The organism is Acinetobacter sp. I-MWF (assembly GCF_025433935.1).
Taxonomy (GTDB): domain Bacteria; phylum Pseudomonadota; class Gammaproteobacteria; order Pseudomonadales; family Moraxellaceae; genus Acinetobacter; species Acinetobacter guillouiae.
In genome coordinates this window covers 3159476-3175955 of the sequence record NZ_JAMBAR010000001.1, presented here as the reverse complement: position 1 = coordinate 3175955, position 16480 = coordinate 3159476, and the positions used below count along the sequence as shown (strand labels likewise).

Below are 16480 nucleotides of genomic sequence, written 5' to 3'. Positions count from 1 at the left end.
ATGTTCAAATATATGGAGTCTTGAACAATGAAAAAAGCAATCCCGGCCTTGGTATTTGGGGCCATCATATTCACATCGGTTAACAGCTCAGCAATTGTAACTACAAGTTATCAAAATTGCGGTATCAAAAACGATCAAGCGGGTTGTAGCAAAACATCTGCAACGGATTGGGGACTGTTCTCTAAAAAAACAGATTATGCCAAAACTAAGTATCCCTTGATATTTGCACATGGTTTATTTGGTTTTTCTCAGATTGGACCGATCAATTACTGGCATGGTATTCCTCAAGATTTAAGTCGCCAAGGCGCTGATGTATATGTAACTAACACATCTGCTGCTAACTCTGATGCAGTACGTGGTGAACAATTACTTAAACAAGTTCTCACGATTCAGGCTTTAACAGGTGCAGAAAAAGTTAACCTGATTGGTCATAGCCAAGGTGTGCAAACTGTTCGCTATGTTGCTGGGGTTCGTCCTGATTTAGTTGCATCCGTAACAGGTATTGCGGGTTCAAATAAAGGGAGTCCTGTTGCAGATTTGGTGGAAACATTTATACGTAAACCAGCCAGTGTAATAGGCTTTGATAAAACTATCGGAGCTGTAATCAATATGTTTACAGGTATAGAAAGTTTTCTGGGGGGGACTTCTAGCAATGGTGGTGCATATGATCAAGATGTTTTAAGTGCACTTGCAGGTTTGACCAAGGCTGGGGCTGGTGAGTTTAATGCCACTTTCCCGCAAGGTATTCCAGTGACTGAGTGTGGTTCAGGAGCAGCTACAGTAAATGGTGTGAATTATTATTCATGGTCAGGTAAAGGCGGACTCACAAATTTATTAGATCCTACAGCTTACGGGTTGCTTGCGGGTGAAGCATTTATCAAATTGAGCACTGGTAGTGATAGTGACGGTTTGGTACCAATATGTTCATCTCATTTGGGCAATGTCATTCGCGATAATTATCCACAGAACCATTTGGATGAAGTTAATCAGATTGTCGGACTTGTTGGCTCTGGTGCTGGTGCAGATCCAGTTCCGTTATATAGTCAGCATGCTAATCGTTTAAAATTGGCAGGTTTCTGATTTTTAAATTCAATGTTTTTTCATGAAGGAAAGTAGGAAATTAGTTTTCTACTTTTCCTTAGTTAAGATCGTTAGCAAAAATAATGGATGAAAAGCATAAATTTTAGAGTGTCATTATTTTAGTTAAGATAAATGATAAATCATTGAATAGGTCCATCGCTTTTTGTTCATCTAATTCAGAAGTGGTGATACGTATAGCTTTAATATCCTGGCCTAATGAAAACTCTTTTCCAAGTCTGACTTTCCATCCCATTAGCGCGAGTTGATAGGCTATTTCCTGAGCTTGCGCATGTTCGATCCATAGATTTAAACCATCACAATAACTTATATCTAGAAGCTTTTGATCCAATAATTTTTTAACGATTTCTTGATTTTTTGTCTGATATTGTATTTTTGCTTTATTCATTAATTGATGAACTTTTTCCGATGTCATAAGCGAAAAAATCATCTTTTGTAAGATATGACTCACCCAGGTACAGTTTGGATTTAGTTTCATCCTTAGTCTAGTCGCAGTCTGAGGATCACAATTGATAAATGCAAATCTAAAGTCCGGACCTAAAAATTTTGATACAGATCTTATCACCGCCCAATGCCGGGTAGATTCAGGCACAATGTGATAATAAGGTGTTGTGGCAAGTAATGAAAAGTGATCATCAATAATAATGAGTACATCAGGGTATTCAGCAAATAACTGATGTAATTCTTGTGCCGTTTTAGCATCAAGACTATAACTGGTCGGATTCTGCGCTCTTGGTGTAATAACAATTGCTTTGGCTTTTTGCTCTAGTGCTTTTCTTATACTGTGAATATCATAACCTTGTGCTGTGACTGGGAAAAACACCATATTAAAGCGATTCACCTGTAAAGTATGAATACTGGTAATGAAACCTGGTTGCTCAATCGCAATACTGTCAGATTGGATTAAATGTGCATTGAGAATTCTTTCAATTGCATCTACAGCACCATGGGTAAATTCTATTTCAGAATTTTGATTATTTACATCAGCAAAAATTTCATTTCGTGCAAACGCTTCAAGCACTGAAAGCTTGGTACTGTCTCCATATAAATACGAAGTATTAAAATTGAAGTTGATTTCATTTAATTGAGGTAAAAAATTCTGACATGGATTTCCATGCGCGAGGTCAAAAAATGTTTGATTGGTTTTTTGAAGATTTTCAAAACGATTAATTTGTGGACTTTTGCGAACTTGAGTGCCTGCACGCCCTTTGGATACAACAATCCCCATTAAGGCTAAATCTTTATAGGCGGCAGCAACTGTATTACGATTGACTTCCAGCTCAGTGGCCAAAGCGCGAATATTGGGTAATAATTCCCCCTCCTTCAAAATCCCATTCTGAATAAGTTCTCGAATACTATTTTGAATGTCCTGAGATGTTTTACCTTTAATTTCAGCCATATAGATCCAATCATTTACTTTCAAACCCGATCAAGTTATTTAACCAGTCTTCAAGTACAAGTTTTGCTTTGTCTGCCAGTATATTGCCATAATATTGATTCTCAAGTCTTAAATCCAAAATATCTATCTTATGTTGCTTTAATTCATCAGTATGACCGATGAGCCATCTTTCAAATTGTTTAGGATCTGCTTCAGCATGGAACTGTAATGCTATAATATTATTTCCTACACTAAATGCTTGATTTGGATAATAAATTGAACTAGCCAAGTGTGTGCCAACGCTAGGTAAATCAAAGGTATCACCATGCCAATGTAAAACGTGTATACCTTCAAGAAACCTTAAAGGTGATGCAAATGCCTGAGCACTCAAAGATAAACGCCCCCATCTTATTTCTTTGATGTGGCCGGGATATACTCTTGCACCTAAAGCAGTGGCAATCAGTTGAGCACCCAAACAAATACCAAAAGTTGCATAATTGGTTATTAATCGTTGCTTCAATCCCACGATGATTTCTTTTAGATAAGGATAGGTGATGATGTCATATGCACTGATTGGCCCGCCAAGAATGATAAGCGGGTCCTTTTCTTGTAAGATAGCACTTAGATCATCTACACCTGCTTGAAAAACGCAAATGTCATAGCCCATCTGTTTTAGTACGGGAGTAAAGCTTCCTGTATCCTCAAAACTTAAAAATTGGATCACATTAATAACTTGGTGTTTTATCATGTTCATGTTTGTCTCTCGGTAAAATAAGTGTGGATCAGCGCTATAAATCAAACTGAATTGGATGACTCTTCATTCTGCTGAAAAACTGAATCTGAAGTTGTATTTTGATAAGAGTATTGAGAGGACAAAGTTCTCATCTGACCATTTTGATAGATCAGAACACGCATATCTTCAGTCACTTGTACAAACTCAACTTCAATAGGATCAATTGCTGTCATTGTTGCGATGAGTTGTTGAATGGAATTTTGTGAAACAAGATGATTGGGTGTAAAAGTACCGAGTAACTTTTTTTCTCGATATATATTGATCTGATAATGAGTTTTCATCGTGATGCTCTATTCAGTAGGCCAGTAATAACTGTCTGGTTTGGAACGTGCACCAAAAATTGCTTGTCCAATCCTGATATCTGTTGCACCTTCAGCGATCGCAAGTTCAAAATCACCAGACATACCCATTGAAAGCCGTTGTATCTCTGGATGTTTTTTTGAAATTTGATCTCTTAGTGCTCTTAAAAGCTGAAAACACTGCCTGACTTCAGTAGGGACATGGCTATGTATTGCCAAAGTCATCAATCCAACGATTTTTATGTAGGTAAATGGCTGACATTGTTCTATGAAATGTTCTAGTTCGTGAGGCTGAATGCCATATTTACTGCTTTCGCCTGATGTGTTGACTTGGACAAAGACAGGCATAATCCGCTTTTCTTTCTCTAAGGCGTTATTCAGTTTGTAAGCAAGTTCGACGCGATCTAAGGCATGGAATTCACTGATAAATTGGGCTACATATTTGACTTTATTACGCTGTAGATGCCCAATCAGTACCCATTTTAAATTGCTAAGTTGCTTTAATTCCTCATATTTACCCTTGGCTTCAAGAACTTTATTTTCCCCGACACAGTCATATCCTAGCGCGTGAATTGCTCGAACATGTTCTGCTGAAAATGTCTTACTGACAGGCAATAATCTGATTTCAGAAGGATCTAGATTTACCTTGAGGCAAGCTTTCTCAATCGTTAATTTAACTTCACTCAGTCTGTCTGAAATAATCTCGTTGAACACAATATTGACCTATGACAAAATTATTTATTGTATAGAACAATATCATGAGATTATTTGATAAACAAATCTATATAAATGCGATTACTGAGAAGGACAACTCATTGATATTTAATGATTGAATAGGGGGGGGATAATAGGGGTGAACAATATTTGAGAAATTTTTCCTTTGTTTTTTGGTACTTAGCCTATACAAATCATAGTAGTACAAACAAATGTTTAAATATTGTTATCAGATTAAATATGAAATAACAGTGCAAGAAATTCTAATAATTACTGTTCTGAAAAAAGAATATTTCTTTTGCGATTCAGTGTTTGAGCATTGTTCAGCTTGGTACATAACGATGAGTAAGTAGGGCTTTACACTGCTTGTTATTATGAACCTCTAGATTCAAAGCATGGATTGGCACAGTTGATAAAACAATACACAGGACGTCTTATTTTTATATGTAATTACTATATTTTTGACCATGTTCTGCTTATACTGTGCAGCAATTAAGATATTTCATTTTTTGCACGTCATAAGTACTTTTGATATTGAGTACATGATTGTGTACATATTTTTAGAGTAGTGTATGGCAGTAGCTAAGAAATCCGTTAATATCAACAATATACGTAATTTTTCGATTATCGCTCATATCGACCACGGCAAGTCAACACTTGCAGACCGTTTCATTCAAATGTGTGGTGGATTGCAAGACCGTGAAATGCAAGCTCAAGTCTTAGACTCTATGGAGCTAGAGCGTGAACGTGGGATTACCATTAAAGCGGCTTCTGTAACCTTGTACTATACCCATCCAAATGGGCAAGAGTATCAATTAAACTTTATTGATACACCGGGACACGTGGACTTCTCTTATGAAGTATCGCGTTCTCTTGCTGCTTGTGAAGGAGCATTGTTGGTTGTCGATGCTGCACAAGGGGTTGAGGCGCAATCTGTTGCAAACTGCTATACCGCAATTGAGCAGGGTCTAGAAGTATTACCCGTCCTGAATAAAATCGATTTGCCACAAGCAGAACCTGAACGTGTTATTCATGAAATCGAAGAAATTATCGGTATTGAAGCAACACATGCACCAACATGTTCGGCAAAAACAGGTCTAGGTGTAGAGTCTGTTTTAGAGACATTGGTTGACATTATTCCAGCACCGCAAGGTGACCGTGACGCACCTTTACAAGCCTTAATTATTGACTCTTGGTTTGACAACTATTTAGGTGTTGTATCACTAGTTCGTATCAAGCAAGGTCGTGTGCGTAAAGGCGATAAAATGTTGATGAAATCAACAGGTCAATCGCACATCATCACTTCGGTTGGTATTTTTAATCCAAAACATACCGATACAGGTATTTTAGAAGCGGGTGAAGTTGGCTTTATCATTGCAGGGATCAAAGACATTTTTGGTGCGCCAGTTGGTGATACGATCACCTTGGCAACCACACCTGATGTTGCAACTTTACCGGGTTTTAAAAAGGTAAAACCACAGGTTTATGCGGGTTTATTCCCAATTGATGCCAGTGATTTTGAACCATTCCGTGAAGCGCTACATAAGTTACAAATTAACGATTCAGCCTTGTTCTTTGAACCTGAAAGCTCAGATGCTTTAGGTTTTGGTTTCCGTTGTGGCTTCTTGGGAATGCTACACATGGAAATTGTACAAGAACGTCTAGAGCGAGAGTATGATTTAGACTTAATTAGCTCTGCACCAACCGTAATTTATGAAGCATTGATGAAAAATGGTGAAACGATTTATATCGATAGCCCATCTAAAATGCCAGATGGTTCAACGGTTGAAGATTTACGCGAGCCGATTGCTGAATGTCATATTTTAGTGCCTCAAGAATACTTGGGCAATGTCATGACCCTATGTATCGAGCGCCGTGGTGTGCAAAAAGATATGAAATTCTTGGGTAACCAAGTATCAATTACCTTTGAAATTCCAATGGCAGAAGTGGTTATGGATTTCTTTGATAAATTGAAATCTTGCTCACGTGGCTTTGCTTCACTGGATTACAATTTCGTGCGTTTTGAGAGTTCATCTCTAGTTAAGGTTGATGTGTTAATTAATGGTGATAAGGTTGATGCTTTGGCAATGATTTGTCATCGTAATGATGCACGTCACCGTGGTATTGCTTTAGTTGAAAAGATGAAAGACTTGATTCCGCGTCAAATGTTTGATGTGGCGATTCAAGCTGCAATTGGTGCACAAATCATTGCACGTTCAACAGTTAAAGCGATGCGTAAAAACGTATTGGCTAAATGTTATGGTGGTGACGTTTCTCGTAAGAAGAAACTGTTATCGAAACAAAAAGAAGGTAAGAAACGCATGAAGCAAGTGGGTAGTGTTGAAATCCCACAAGAAGCGTTCCTTGCTGTGTTAAAAGTAGAAAGATAAAAACTAGAGGTCTTATTGCTCATGGATTTTGATTTTAATTTAATTCTCGTTCCTGCAACGCTTATATTTTTTGGGCTATGGTTACTGGATAAGTTTGTACTGAAACAACGTGCAACAAAAGGTAAGGGGAATGAAAATGTCATCATTTCATGGGCATATGATTTCTGGCCTGTTCTAGCAGTGGTTTTGGTGTTGCGTTCATTCTTATTTGAACCATTTAATATTCCTTCTGATTCTATGGTACCGACTTTAGAAACAGGTGATTATATTTTGGTGAATAAGTTCCAGTACGGTGTGCGTTTACCGATCACCAATACCAAGATAATTGATATTGGTGAGCCACAACGTGGTGATGTTGCTGTTTTTCGTTATCCAGAAAATCCAAAAATTAGCTATATCAAACGTATTATTGGTTTACCGGGTGACCATCTTGAATTCAATAATGGTCAACTTACAATCAATGGTAAAAATGTTGAGCAAGTACCTACTGAGTTTAGTCGTGAAAAAGATATTTTAGATACGCCTAAGTCAATCTACTATTATGAAACGATGGGTACACATAAGCATTTAGTTCGTTTGCTGGAAGGTCAAAATACTTTGATTTCAGCATTTAATTATGCACAGAAAAAACAAGACCTACCTTATGTAGCAACTGCAAATGACCGCTTTGTAAAATCAAATGGTCAAAGTTGGGAAGTGACTGTTCCAAAAGGCCATTATTTTGCCATGGGTGATAACCGTGACCAAAGTGCAGACAGTCGTTTTTGGGGCTTTGTACCTGAAGAGAACTTAACTGGTCATGCAATCTATGTGTGGATGCATAAGGAACCTGGTTTAAAAATGCCTTCATTTAGTCGCAACGGTGCAATTAACTAATCGACTACAGTTTAGAAAATCAAATAAAGGTCAATTTTTATTGACCTTTATTTTTATCTGTTAAAGCTATCAAGTTGTCTTGATTTATAAGAAAAATGAAATAGAACAAATGATTTAAACTAGCAACTTGATGCAGTTTCAAGGATAATAGCGCGGTAAAGTTTTTTATCACACCAAGGTTTGCAGTGGATAAAAAATTTATAACAATTGAAAATGATCAGTGGGTCTGCAGCAGTGTATTTGACTCAATTATATGATTATTTTCAATTGCGATTAAAGATTATTCATTCTGAGCTGTTGGATAAAAAAAATGCGTAAAAATCAACAAGGCGCTTCATATATTGGAATTTTACTGGGGATAATTGCTTTAGCTTTTATGTTGAAAATCATAGTTGCTGTATGGCCTTTATACTGGGATGATCGTGTGATTAATAATCAAATTGTAGAGCAGATAAAGAATAGCTCTGCTGAAATCACACCAATGAAATTTGCAACAGAAGTTGATAAACGGTTAGAAATGAACAATATCCGAGATACTAAACTTGAGGATATTGCGACTGTATCAACTAAAGATGGTTTACAAGTGACTAAAAAATATGAAGTACGAAAAAATTTCATGCTGAATATAGATTTAGTCCTCACTTTCGAGAAGAGTTTTGATCAAAGGTCAGTTGAAAGTAAGTGATCCTCGCTTACAGAGTAGAATCGGTTACCAGTTTAAACAATACGAGTTATTACAACTCGCGCTGACTCATCGCTCGGTGAGTCACAAATACAACTATGAGCGCCTAGAGTTTTTAGGTGATGCATTGTTGGGTATGATCATCGCAAACTACTTATATCATGCGTACCCTCATGAAAATGAAGGGCGTTTGACGCGTATGCGCGCAACTTTGGTACGCCAAGAAGCACTGGGTAAAATTGCCAATGATTTAAAGTTAAGTCAAAGTTTAATTTTAAGTACAGGTGAATTGAAATCAGGCGGTCATCATCGTGAGTCAATATTAGCAGATACAGTTGAAGCAATTATTGGCGCAATTTATACCGAAACGCGAGATTTGCCTTTGTTGGAATCGATTGTTTTAAAATGGTATGAACCCTATTTAGATCATATCGAACCGACAGATCAACTCAAAGACCCGAAATCACGTTTACAAGAATATCTACAAGCTCGTAAAAAGCATCTCCCAGTTTATGAGGTCGTAGATATTCAGGGTGATGCACCTAACCAGCATTTTAAAGTAGAATGTACGGTAGATGGCTTGCCTAAAATGATGGGTGAGGGATCAAGTCGCCGTTTTGCAGAACAAGCAGTCGCGGCGGATTTTTTAAAGATATTGGAGCAGTAAACTGCATGAGTACACATTCCGATCACAATGATGCTGATCACGAGCCGTCTGAAAACGGTAATGAGTTAATTAATCAATTTTTTAGCTCGCAAGGTACAGAAATCCCTTCGGATTATCGAAGTGGATTTGTTGCAATTGTAGGACGTCCAAACGTGGGTAAATCGACATTGATGAACCATTTATTGGGTCAAAAATTGTCAATTACTTCACGTAAGCCACAAACGACACGCCATAAAATCATTGGTATTGATAGTCGTGAAAAGTCTCAGGCTGTATTTGTTGATACGCCGGGGATGCACAAAAAAGAAGTGCGTGCGATCAATAAAATGATGAACAAAGCTGCACATTCTGCATTGCGTGATGTCAATTTGGTTCTATTTGTTTTAGATGCCCAGAAATGGACACCAAATGATGACTTGGTTTTAGAAAAACTGCAAAATGCAGAAATGCCAGTCGTTTTGATTATCAATAAAATCGATACCTTAGAAAATAAGCGTATGATTTTACCGTTGATCCAAGAACGTGCGAAGTTGATGAATTTTGCTGAAATTGTTCCTGTTTCAGCATTACGTGGTGCAAATTTGGATCATTTGCGTGAAGCGATTGAAAAATATCTACCATTCCAGCCGCCATTATATTCTTTAGAACAGTTAACTGACCGTTCAGAACGTTTTCTTGCCAGTGAAATCATTCGTGAGAAAATTATGCGTCAGTTAGGTGAAGAGCTGCCTTATGATTTAACAGTTCAAATTGAGTCATTTAAAACAGAAGAAGCGACAGTGAATGAAAAAACTGGTCGTCCTAAGGCTGCATGTACTTACATTGATGCTACAATTTTTGTTGATCGCCCTGGGCAAAAAGCCATCGTGATTGGTGAAAAAGGTGCTAAGCTGAAGAAAATTGGTATGGATGCTCGTGTCGACATGGAAAAAATGTTTGAGCAAAAAATCATGCTAACACTTTGGGTGAAAGTTAAAGGTGGTTGGTCTGATGACGAACGTGCTTTAAAAAGTTTAGGCTACAGCGATATTTAATTGACTTTTTGGGAACTGAAATGATTCGAGTTATAGCAATTCTTGCTTGCATAATCATGTTACAAGGCTGTATCACTAAAATTGTGACAGTTCCCGTCAAAGTTGCTTATAAAACCACAAAAGGCGTGGTTAAAGGCACTGCTGCGGTTGTAGGCGCTGTTATTCCTGACGGGGATGATGACGATGATAAGAAAAAACAAAAGGATGATTAAGTTCAAGCTAGATGCGTAATGAAATCTTGCATGGTTATTTAATCCATCATCGAAAATACAGAGAACGTAGTCATATTGTGCACTTATTTACACAAGAGCATGGTCGTGTCGACGGTATTCTTAGACAAACCCCACCACCACAATATCAACCGATTACTTTGCAAGCGTCGGGAAAATCCGAGCTTAAAAACTTTTCAAAACTCGAAATACTCAATCAACCGATTTTCTTTTATGGGGATGCTTTCTTTTCAGGCTTTTATTTAAATGAATTGCTACTTCGTTTATGTCCGCTTGAAGAAATGATGTCTGAAACATTTCAGCAATACCATTTAACTTTACAACATTTACAAAAATTGGCTGAACATCCACAAGCTGATTTATTTCTTCGACAAATTTTACGCCAGTTTGAACACGCACTGTTAGAAGAGCTGGGTTATCCGCTGGATTATGGGCATGATTCAAATCAACAAGAGATTATGCTGACCCAACGTTATCAATTTCAATTGGCCGAAGGCTTTACACCAGTGTCATATACCTCGTCTGGGACGTTGCTGGGCCAACAAATTCTAAGCATGGCAAATTATGAAAAGGGTAGGGATTTTAGCCCAGAGCAGTTACAATTATTGGCTAAACTCTATCGACAAATGATTACTTCACTTTTAGGTGATCGACCATTAAAAAGTCGTCAGCTTTGGGTTCAAAATGCTCAATCTAAAACGTTGAGCCGTTAATTTTATTTTATTGGTTAATTAGGAGAATGTTATGGCTGCATTGCTAGGTGTAAACATTGACCATGTTGCAACCCTCAGACAAGCACGTGGAACGACTTATCCTGATCCTGTGAAAGCTGCATTAATTTGCGAACAAGCAGGGGCGGAAGGCATTACTTTACACTTACGTGAAGATCGTCGTCATATTCAAGATGATGATGTGCGCCGTATGCGACCTGTATTGACGACAAGAATGAACTTGGAAATTGCTGTAACTGATGAAATGGTTGCATTTGCAAAAGAGATTCAACCACATCATGTGTGTTTTGTGCCAGAGAAACGTCAAGAAATCACCACAGAAGGTGGTTTAGATGTGCTTGGGCATTTTGAAGATGTTAAAGCTGCGACTCAGGCATTAACTGCAATTGGTTGTGATGTATCTTTGTTTATTGATGCTGATTTTGCACAAATCGATGCTGCAATTGCTTGTGGTGCACCCACTATTGAATTACATACGGGTGCTTATGCAGACGCTAAAACTGCTGAAGCTCAACAGATTGAACTCGAAAGAATTATTAAAGGTACTGAGTACGCTGCATCTAAAGGTTTGGTCGTTAATGCTGGTCATGGTTTGAATTTGGACAATGTGGCTGCAATTGCTGCAATTCCTCAGATTCATGAACTTAATATTGGACATTCGATTATTGCCGAAAGTGTATTTGTTGGATTGGAACAAGCTGTAAAGGACATGAAGGCCGCACTTCATGCAGCTGGTTAATTTAATTTTTGATTTACGTTGTTGAATATTGATCATGTCGAATATGAATTATGATGAGCTTATGCAACCTGTGATTGCTTTTTTAGGCTGTGAAACGCCAAAGGCATGGTTGGATGAGGCATTGAACAATCTCCCATTGCTCATGCAGGATCATGCGAATTGTGAAAAGAAAGCGGCTGGAACAGCAATGAACTTGATGTTTCGCTACAGTTTTTTTACCGATTTGCAGATCAAATTAGCACAACTTGTGCGTGAAGAAATGTTGCATTATGAACAAGTGTTAGAGTTTATGAGCAAACGTGGTCAAGAATGGAAAGGTCTGAGTGCAGGTCGTTACGCAGGTGGTTTGCGTAAAGAAATTCGTACTTATGAACCAGAAGCTTTGATTGATGTTTTGGTGATTGGTGCATTTGTTGAAGCACGTTCTTGTGAACGATTTTATGCCTTAGCGCCATTGGTAGATGATGAGTTGGGTCGTTATTACCGTTACTTGCTGAAATCTGAGTCTCGTCACTATGAGGACTATTTAGCTTTGGCTTTAGATGTTGCTAAAACTGCTAAATTAAAAGATCCAGAAGAGGATATTCAGCAACGCATCGAATTGATTCGTGAAGTAGAGAAGGATTTGATTTTAACGCCTGATAAGACTTTCCGTTTCCATAGCGGTGTGCCGGTTTAACTGCTTGACTAATTAAAAACTGAATTTAAAAAATAGACCAAAGCATTGCTTTGGTCTATTTTGTTGGGCTGTTTAAGAAAAACCAGATGGAACTGTTGCTTTAGGCAGTTTCGATACCTGTCCAGCCTGCATCTGGATAACGTTCACCTTGTATCTGATCAGGTGCAAAAAGTTGATCAAGTTGCAGAATTTGTTCATTCGTGAGGTTAACTTGATTGGCTTTAAGGTTATCCTGTAAATAATTTAAATGTCGTGTCCCAAAAATTGGCGTGACATGAGCATGTTTGCGCAGTAACCAAGCTAAGGCAATTTGTGCATTGCTGTGTTGCCATGACTGACATAAGTCGCTAAATTTTTTCAGTAATAGCTGGTTTGACTGAAAGGCTTCACCCTGTAATCTGGGTAAGTTTTTTCTGAAATCATTCTCAGGCATTGTTTCTGGATTTAAATCTGCTGTGAGAAATGCCCGTCCTAATGGACTATAAGCAACAAATTCAACATTCAGTTGCTGACAAGTGTTTAATAAACTTTGTTCAGGTTCACGTGACCAAAGGGAATATTCACTTTGGACTGCTGTAACAGGCGCAATAGCACAGGCTTTTTCTAAGGATTGTGCTGAGATTTCAGAAAAGCCAAAACTTTTAATTTTGCCTTCTTGAACCAAATCTGCAAGCGTAGCTGTAACATCTTCAATTGGGATTTCAGGTTGTCTCCGATGACAATAATATAAATCAATTTGTTCAATACCTAAGCGTTTTAACGAAGCTTCACAGGCGCTACGGATATAATCTGGCGTATTATCAATACGGCGTTTATAGTGATTTTCAGCACGGACAATACCAAATTTAGTCGCGATTACCATTGCCTCTCGTTCAGTTCGATAGTGTGCAATAAATTGCCCCAATAACTGTTCATTGTGTCCATGACCATAAGTATCCGCAGTATCAAAAAAATTAATACCTGCATGAAATGCTTGTTCCAAAATCTGTAATGAGTTTTGATCATTAGTTTGACCATAAAACTCACTCATTCCCATACAACCTAAACCCATTGGTGAAATTTTAAGATGTGTTTGACTTAATTTTTTCATTTTGATTGACCTTTAATGATGAGGTGATCTTTAGCCCATGAATCATGTAACCATTTTTCAGTTTTGCGGTGGCCAGGAAAACTGACCCAGACAATATCTCTTTCAAAAATAATGGGCCGTTGGTTTTTACCAATAATGACCCAAAACCAGCGACCATCATTTAAGTTGCGCATTTTGACTTTTATGCCTGCAATCTTTTGTGTTTTTCCATTGATGTGCACGTTTTCATCATGCTGATCGATCCAATGAATCTCTCGATGTTGCAGTAAGTCTGGTGCATAGTGTTGTAGAAAGTCATCACTGATTTTTTGCGCTTGCGCTTTTGTGGGCAAATGACCGTTGAGAAGGCTTTCATCTAAATATGAAAATCCTTTTAAATGGCCTCTTTGATCCGATAAATAACTGAAATTTTCGCAATTCAGTTTGAGAGATGGTAATTTCTGATAGCGGACCAATTGCACATGCTGTTGGTCGCTCAGCACATCTTGTTGATACACTTTTTGATAATGCGAAGGTAAAAATTCAGACAAAAAGCGAGTCATATTATTCACCTGCGTTGTTGTGATTATTGCTGCTGGATCATTTGCAGAACATGATGTGATCAGTAGTGTGCTACTGAGAATGAATGCATATTTCATATGATTGACGCCCTAAAAAGTTGAATTTTTATTTGGGGGGATCACGGCAATAGCTTCGACTTCTACCAAAACATCTGGATGAAATAATTGTGCAACACCAATCAGGCTACTTGCTGGTGGCAATTCAGCTTGAATAAATTGATCGCGAACTTTACGAATTGTTGCAAGCTGATCAGGTTGTAAATTACGGACATAGATGGTCAGTTTGACCAGTTGTTGAGTACTCACATTCGCTTGATGTAATGTTTTTTCAATATTTTGAAAAACCAAGAGCAGTTGCTGTTCAAGACCAGCCTGTAAGATATCGCCATTTTCTGTGATAGGGACATGCCCAGATAAGTACATCGGTTGCCCTTGTTCTACAATGATTGCCTGTGAAACATTGGGAATTGTGGCGTATGTTGGGTTGATAGGACGCAATAAGGTATTTGGTGCTGATGCGTGATGATGCTGCTGCATGGTGACCTCAGATGAATTTTTATTTTGTGCATGTGTGAGAGGACTGTTAAAGAACAGACCCAATAAAATAGGGAATATGTAAAATTGAGATGACATATTTTGAGCCTATGAAAAAACAATAGAGAGATTGTGCTTAAATTTCATTTTTTATAGAATAGTCATTATTGATGGTTTTAAATTCCAAAAATGAAATGTTAGATGATCTGAGTTTATTTATCGCAATTGTTGGGGCGGGAAGTTTTAATAGGGCTGCACAACAACAGAATATACCCGCAGCTACACTGACGCGTCGCTTGCAAAAATTAGAAGAGAGCTTGGGGTGTAAGCTATTACACAGGAACAGCCGAGGTTTGAAATTGACTCAGGAAGGGCAACGTTACTACGATCGCTGTCAACCCTTAGTTAGAGCGTTACTGCAAAATACCCATGAAATAAAAGAGGAAACTACACAGGTTAAAGGTCAAATCAAAATTCTAGCACCGATGAATCTGGCAATATTTCCGTTAAAACAGTTTTGGAATACCTTTCTACAAAGATATCCAGAGATTGAACTTGAATTACAACTGGACAATGCTTTAGATGATTTAATGGCTCAGGGGGCAGATCTCGCCTTACGCGTAGGTAAAATGGCTAATAGTGCCTATATTCAAAAGCGGCTGGGAAGTGTTCAAACCTGTATTGTGGCATCACCAGATTATTTAGATCGGCATCTCATTCAGACACCACAAGATTTAGATCAACAAGACTGGTTATTGGCATATCCCTTAGAACAACTTGAACTTAGGCAACATCAACACAGTTATACATTTAAAATTCAGTCGTATCGATTGAAAGTGAATGAAATCAGTTTATGTGTAAATCTAGCAGAACAGGGACTAGGATTAAGTTATGTTCCACTGACTCAATGTGAAGATGCCTTGAATTCAGGCAGATTAAAACGGGTGCTTCCTGATTGGCAATTACCAATTCGAGATGTTTATGCTGTTTGGCAGGCGCAAAAGGTCATGCCTGCACGAGTAAGAGTTTTTATTGAAGAGTTAGCTGAATTTTTCCAGCAACAAACATGGAATGATACTGCCCCATAAAAGTGAATGGGTATTCTTGTTTATTTGTCACAGCCTGTGTCTAGTCCTGAAATAAAAAAAGCCCACTTTGATAAGTGGGCTTTTAGAATTTGGCTCTCCAACCTGGGCTCGAACCAGGGACCTGCGGATTAACAGTCCGTCGCTCTACCGACTGAGCTATTGGAGAATCTGAATGCGATTATAAGGATATATCTTTATGGGTCAAGCCTTTCCTGTCATCTTTTCTTCATTTGTACACTGTATGGTTTTTATTTGAACAATCTATAGATAATTTAAAAAAATTGATTCTGACAGTTGCAATAGTGAAACGGTCTTGTTAGATTAAAACCATAAAGAGTGTTTAAGTTTGACTTAAACAGTGTGGATTTAAAACCAACTTGCCAGCACTAAATGGCTAAATAGGAGACAGCGAATGAATACGCTTACTATTTCTCAAATTTTTGAAAATTTCTCAGTCTACCAAGAAAATTACCTTTCAATCCTGCAAGATCCTGAACAATATTTTATCCAAGTTGAACAAGCCTATTTAGATGTTTGGCCATTTACTGAAAAAAAACTGTATTTGGGCGATCTGTTACAACTTTGGTTTAGTGAAAAATGGCTCATTAATACACCGTGTCGATTATTAAATTCATCCAGTCAGGTTTCATCAAGTTCAAACACGCAAGCTACTCAAAAACGCATTCAACGTACACAAGATTTTTATCTGTTTCAATTGAGTGGAAGTACCTTATCAGGTTCTAACCATGCGCAAATCTGGTCAGTTTCAGAACAAAAAGTGCTTTATGTTTCTTTGGATCGCATCTTTAAATATTACTGCTATTTTGAATCGATTGAACGCCCAAAAAACCATCCTCAAAATCCGTTTAAATTGTTTCAACACGCGATTTAATCAAAC

Annotated in this window: 19 protein-coding genes and 1 tRNA gene; 12 read left to right on the top strand and 8 right to left on the bottom strand. The window is 37.8% G+C overall.

Annotation, left to right across the window (positions count from 1 at the left end; all coding sequences use genetic code 11):
* The first annotated feature begins 27 nt into the window (after window positions 1–27).
* Window positions 28–1080 (top strand): lipase family alpha/beta hydrolase, encoded by a 1053-nt coding sequence (locus tag M2R48_RS14625; protein ID WP_034616293.1) that lies wholly within the window; start codon window positions 28–30, stop codon window positions 1078–1080.
* 103 nt (window positions 1081–1183) lie between these two features.
* Here the strand turns inward: M2R48_RS14625 and M2R48_RS14620 are convergent, their stop codons facing one another.
* The 4 genes from M2R48_RS14620 to M2R48_RS14605 are packed head-to-tail and all read right to left on the bottom strand — an operon-like array spanning window position 1184 to window position 4282.
* Window positions 1184–2497 (bottom strand): GntR family transcriptional regulator, encoded by a 1314-nt coding sequence (locus M2R48_RS14620; protein ID WP_262086578.1) that lies wholly within the window; start codon window positions 2495–2497, stop codon window positions 1184–1186.
* A 10-nt stretch (window positions 2498–2507) separates the two neighbouring features.
* Window positions 2508–3230: a glutamine amidotransferase gene (locus M2R48_RS14615; protein WP_034616295.1), complete on the bottom strand. Its 723-nt coding sequence runs from the start codon at window positions 3228–3230 to the stop codon at window positions 2508–2510.
* A gap of 41 nt (window positions 3231–3271) precedes the next feature.
* Window positions 3272–3550 carry a hypothetical protein gene (locus M2R48_RS14610; protein ID WP_262086577.1) on the bottom strand — a complete coding sequence of 93 codons (279 nt, stop codon included), beginning with the start codon at window positions 3548–3550 and terminating at the stop codon, window positions 3272–3274.
* A gap of 9 nt (window positions 3551–3559) precedes the next feature.
* On the bottom strand, window positions 3560–4282 hold the full coding sequence (locus M2R48_RS14605) for a YggS family pyridoxal phosphate-dependent enzyme (protein WP_262086576.1): 723 nt from the start codon (window positions 4280–4282) through the stop codon (window positions 3560–3562).
* Window positions 4283–4854: 572 nt separating this feature from the next.
* On the opposite strand from M2R48_RS14605, the gene lepA reads away from it, so the two are divergent.
* The 9 genes from lepA (at window position 4855) to M2R48_RS14560 (ending at window position 12310) form a co-directional block, all read left to right on the top strand.
* Entirely contained in the window at window positions 4855–6672 is a 1818-nt protein-coding gene (gene lepA, locus M2R48_RS14600) for a translation elongation factor 4 (RefSeq protein WP_004717093.1), read from the top strand.
* Between the two features lie 21 nt (window positions 6673–6693).
* Window positions 6694–7548, top strand: coding sequence for a signal peptidase I (lepB, locus tag M2R48_RS14595; protein WP_034616309.1), 855 nt, complete (start codon window positions 6694–6696; stop codon window positions 7546–7548).
* A 310-nt stretch (window positions 7549–7858) separates the two neighbouring features.
* On the top strand, window positions 7859–8233 hold the full coding sequence (locus tag M2R48_RS14590; protein ID WP_004717090.1) for a DUF4845 domain-containing protein: 375 nt from the start codon (window positions 7859–7861) through the stop codon (window positions 8231–8233).
* Window positions 8205–8897 carry a ribonuclease III gene (gene rnc, locus M2R48_RS14585; RefSeq protein WP_004717088.1) on the top strand — a complete coding sequence of 231 codons (693 nt, stop codon included), beginning with the start codon at window positions 8205–8207 and terminating at the stop codon, window positions 8895–8897. Before M2R48_RS14590 ends, rnc begins: the two co-directional genes overlap by 29 nt.
* A 5-nt stretch (window positions 8898–8902) precedes the next feature.
* On the top strand, window positions 8903–9931 hold the full coding sequence (era, locus tag M2R48_RS14580; RefSeq protein WP_004823128.1) for a GTPase Era: 1029 nt from the start codon (window positions 8903–8905) through the stop codon (window positions 9929–9931).
* Between the two features lie 20 nt (window positions 9932–9951).
* Window positions 9952–10143, top strand: a complete 192-nt coding sequence (locus M2R48_RS14575; RefSeq protein WP_004717085.1) for an NF038104 family lipoprotein — start codon at window positions 9952–9954, stop codon at window positions 10141–10143.
* 11 nt (window positions 10144–10154) lie between these two features.
* Window positions 10155–10874 (top strand): DNA repair protein RecO, encoded by a 720-nt coding sequence (gene recO, locus M2R48_RS14570; protein WP_004717082.1) that lies wholly within the window; start codon window positions 10155–10157, stop codon window positions 10872–10874.
* A gap of 31 nt (window positions 10875–10905) precedes the next feature.
* Window positions 10906–11631 (top strand): pyridoxine 5'-phosphate synthase, encoded by a 726-nt coding sequence (gene pdxJ, locus M2R48_RS14565; protein WP_004717080.1) that lies wholly within the window; start codon window positions 10906–10908, stop codon window positions 11629–11631.
* 34 nt (window positions 11632–11665) lie between these two features.
* Window positions 11666–12310 (top strand): tRNA-(ms[2]io[6]A)-hydroxylase, encoded by a 645-nt coding sequence (locus tag M2R48_RS14560; protein WP_034616324.1) that lies wholly within the window; start codon window positions 11666–11668, stop codon window positions 12308–12310.
* A gap of 100 nt (window positions 12311–12410) precedes the next feature.
* Here M2R48_RS14560 and M2R48_RS14555 read toward each other — a convergent pair whose 3' ends face one another.
* Genes M2R48_RS14555 through M2R48_RS14545 form a run of 3 tightly spaced genes read right to left on the bottom strand, consistent with a single transcriptional unit; the run spans window position 12411 to window position 14593 of the window.
* On the bottom strand, window positions 12411–13400 hold the full coding sequence (locus M2R48_RS14555; protein ID WP_262086575.1) for an aldo/keto reductase: 990 nt from the start codon (window positions 13398–13400) through the stop codon (window positions 12411–12413).
* The gene (locus tag M2R48_RS14550; protein ID WP_262086574.1) at window positions 13397–14038 is read right to left on the bottom strand and encodes a hypothetical protein; all 642 of its coding nucleotides are present in this window, start codon (window positions 14036–14038) and stop codon (window positions 13397–13399) included. Before M2R48_RS14550 ends, M2R48_RS14555 begins: the two co-directional genes overlap by 4 nt.
* Before the next feature lie 12 nt (window positions 14039–14050).
* Window positions 14051–14593 carry a RidA family protein gene (locus M2R48_RS14545; protein ID WP_262086573.1) on the bottom strand — a complete coding sequence of 181 codons (543 nt, stop codon included), beginning with the start codon at window positions 14591–14593 and terminating at the stop codon, window positions 14051–14053.
* A 95-nt stretch (window positions 14594–14688) separates the two neighbouring features.
* Here M2R48_RS14545 and M2R48_RS14540 point away from each other — a divergent pair, with 95 nt between their 5' ends.
* Window positions 14689–15582, top strand: a complete 894-nt coding sequence (locus M2R48_RS14540) for a LysR family transcriptional regulator (RefSeq protein WP_262086572.1) — start codon at window positions 14689–14691, stop codon at window positions 15580–15582.
* 90 nt (window positions 15583–15672) lie between these two features.
* Here M2R48_RS14540 and M2R48_RS14535 read toward each other — a convergent pair.
* Window positions 15673–15748: transfer RNA gene (locus M2R48_RS14535), tRNA-Asn, on the bottom strand.
* Between the two features lie 246 nt (window positions 15749–15994).
* Between M2R48_RS14535 and M2R48_RS14530 the strand changes: the two genes are divergently transcribed.
* A complete protein-coding gene (locus tag M2R48_RS14530) occupies window positions 15995–16474 on the top strand; it encodes a hypothetical protein (protein ID WP_262086571.1) in 480 nt (159 codons plus the stop codon).
* Window positions 16475–16480: the final 6 nt, after the last annotated feature.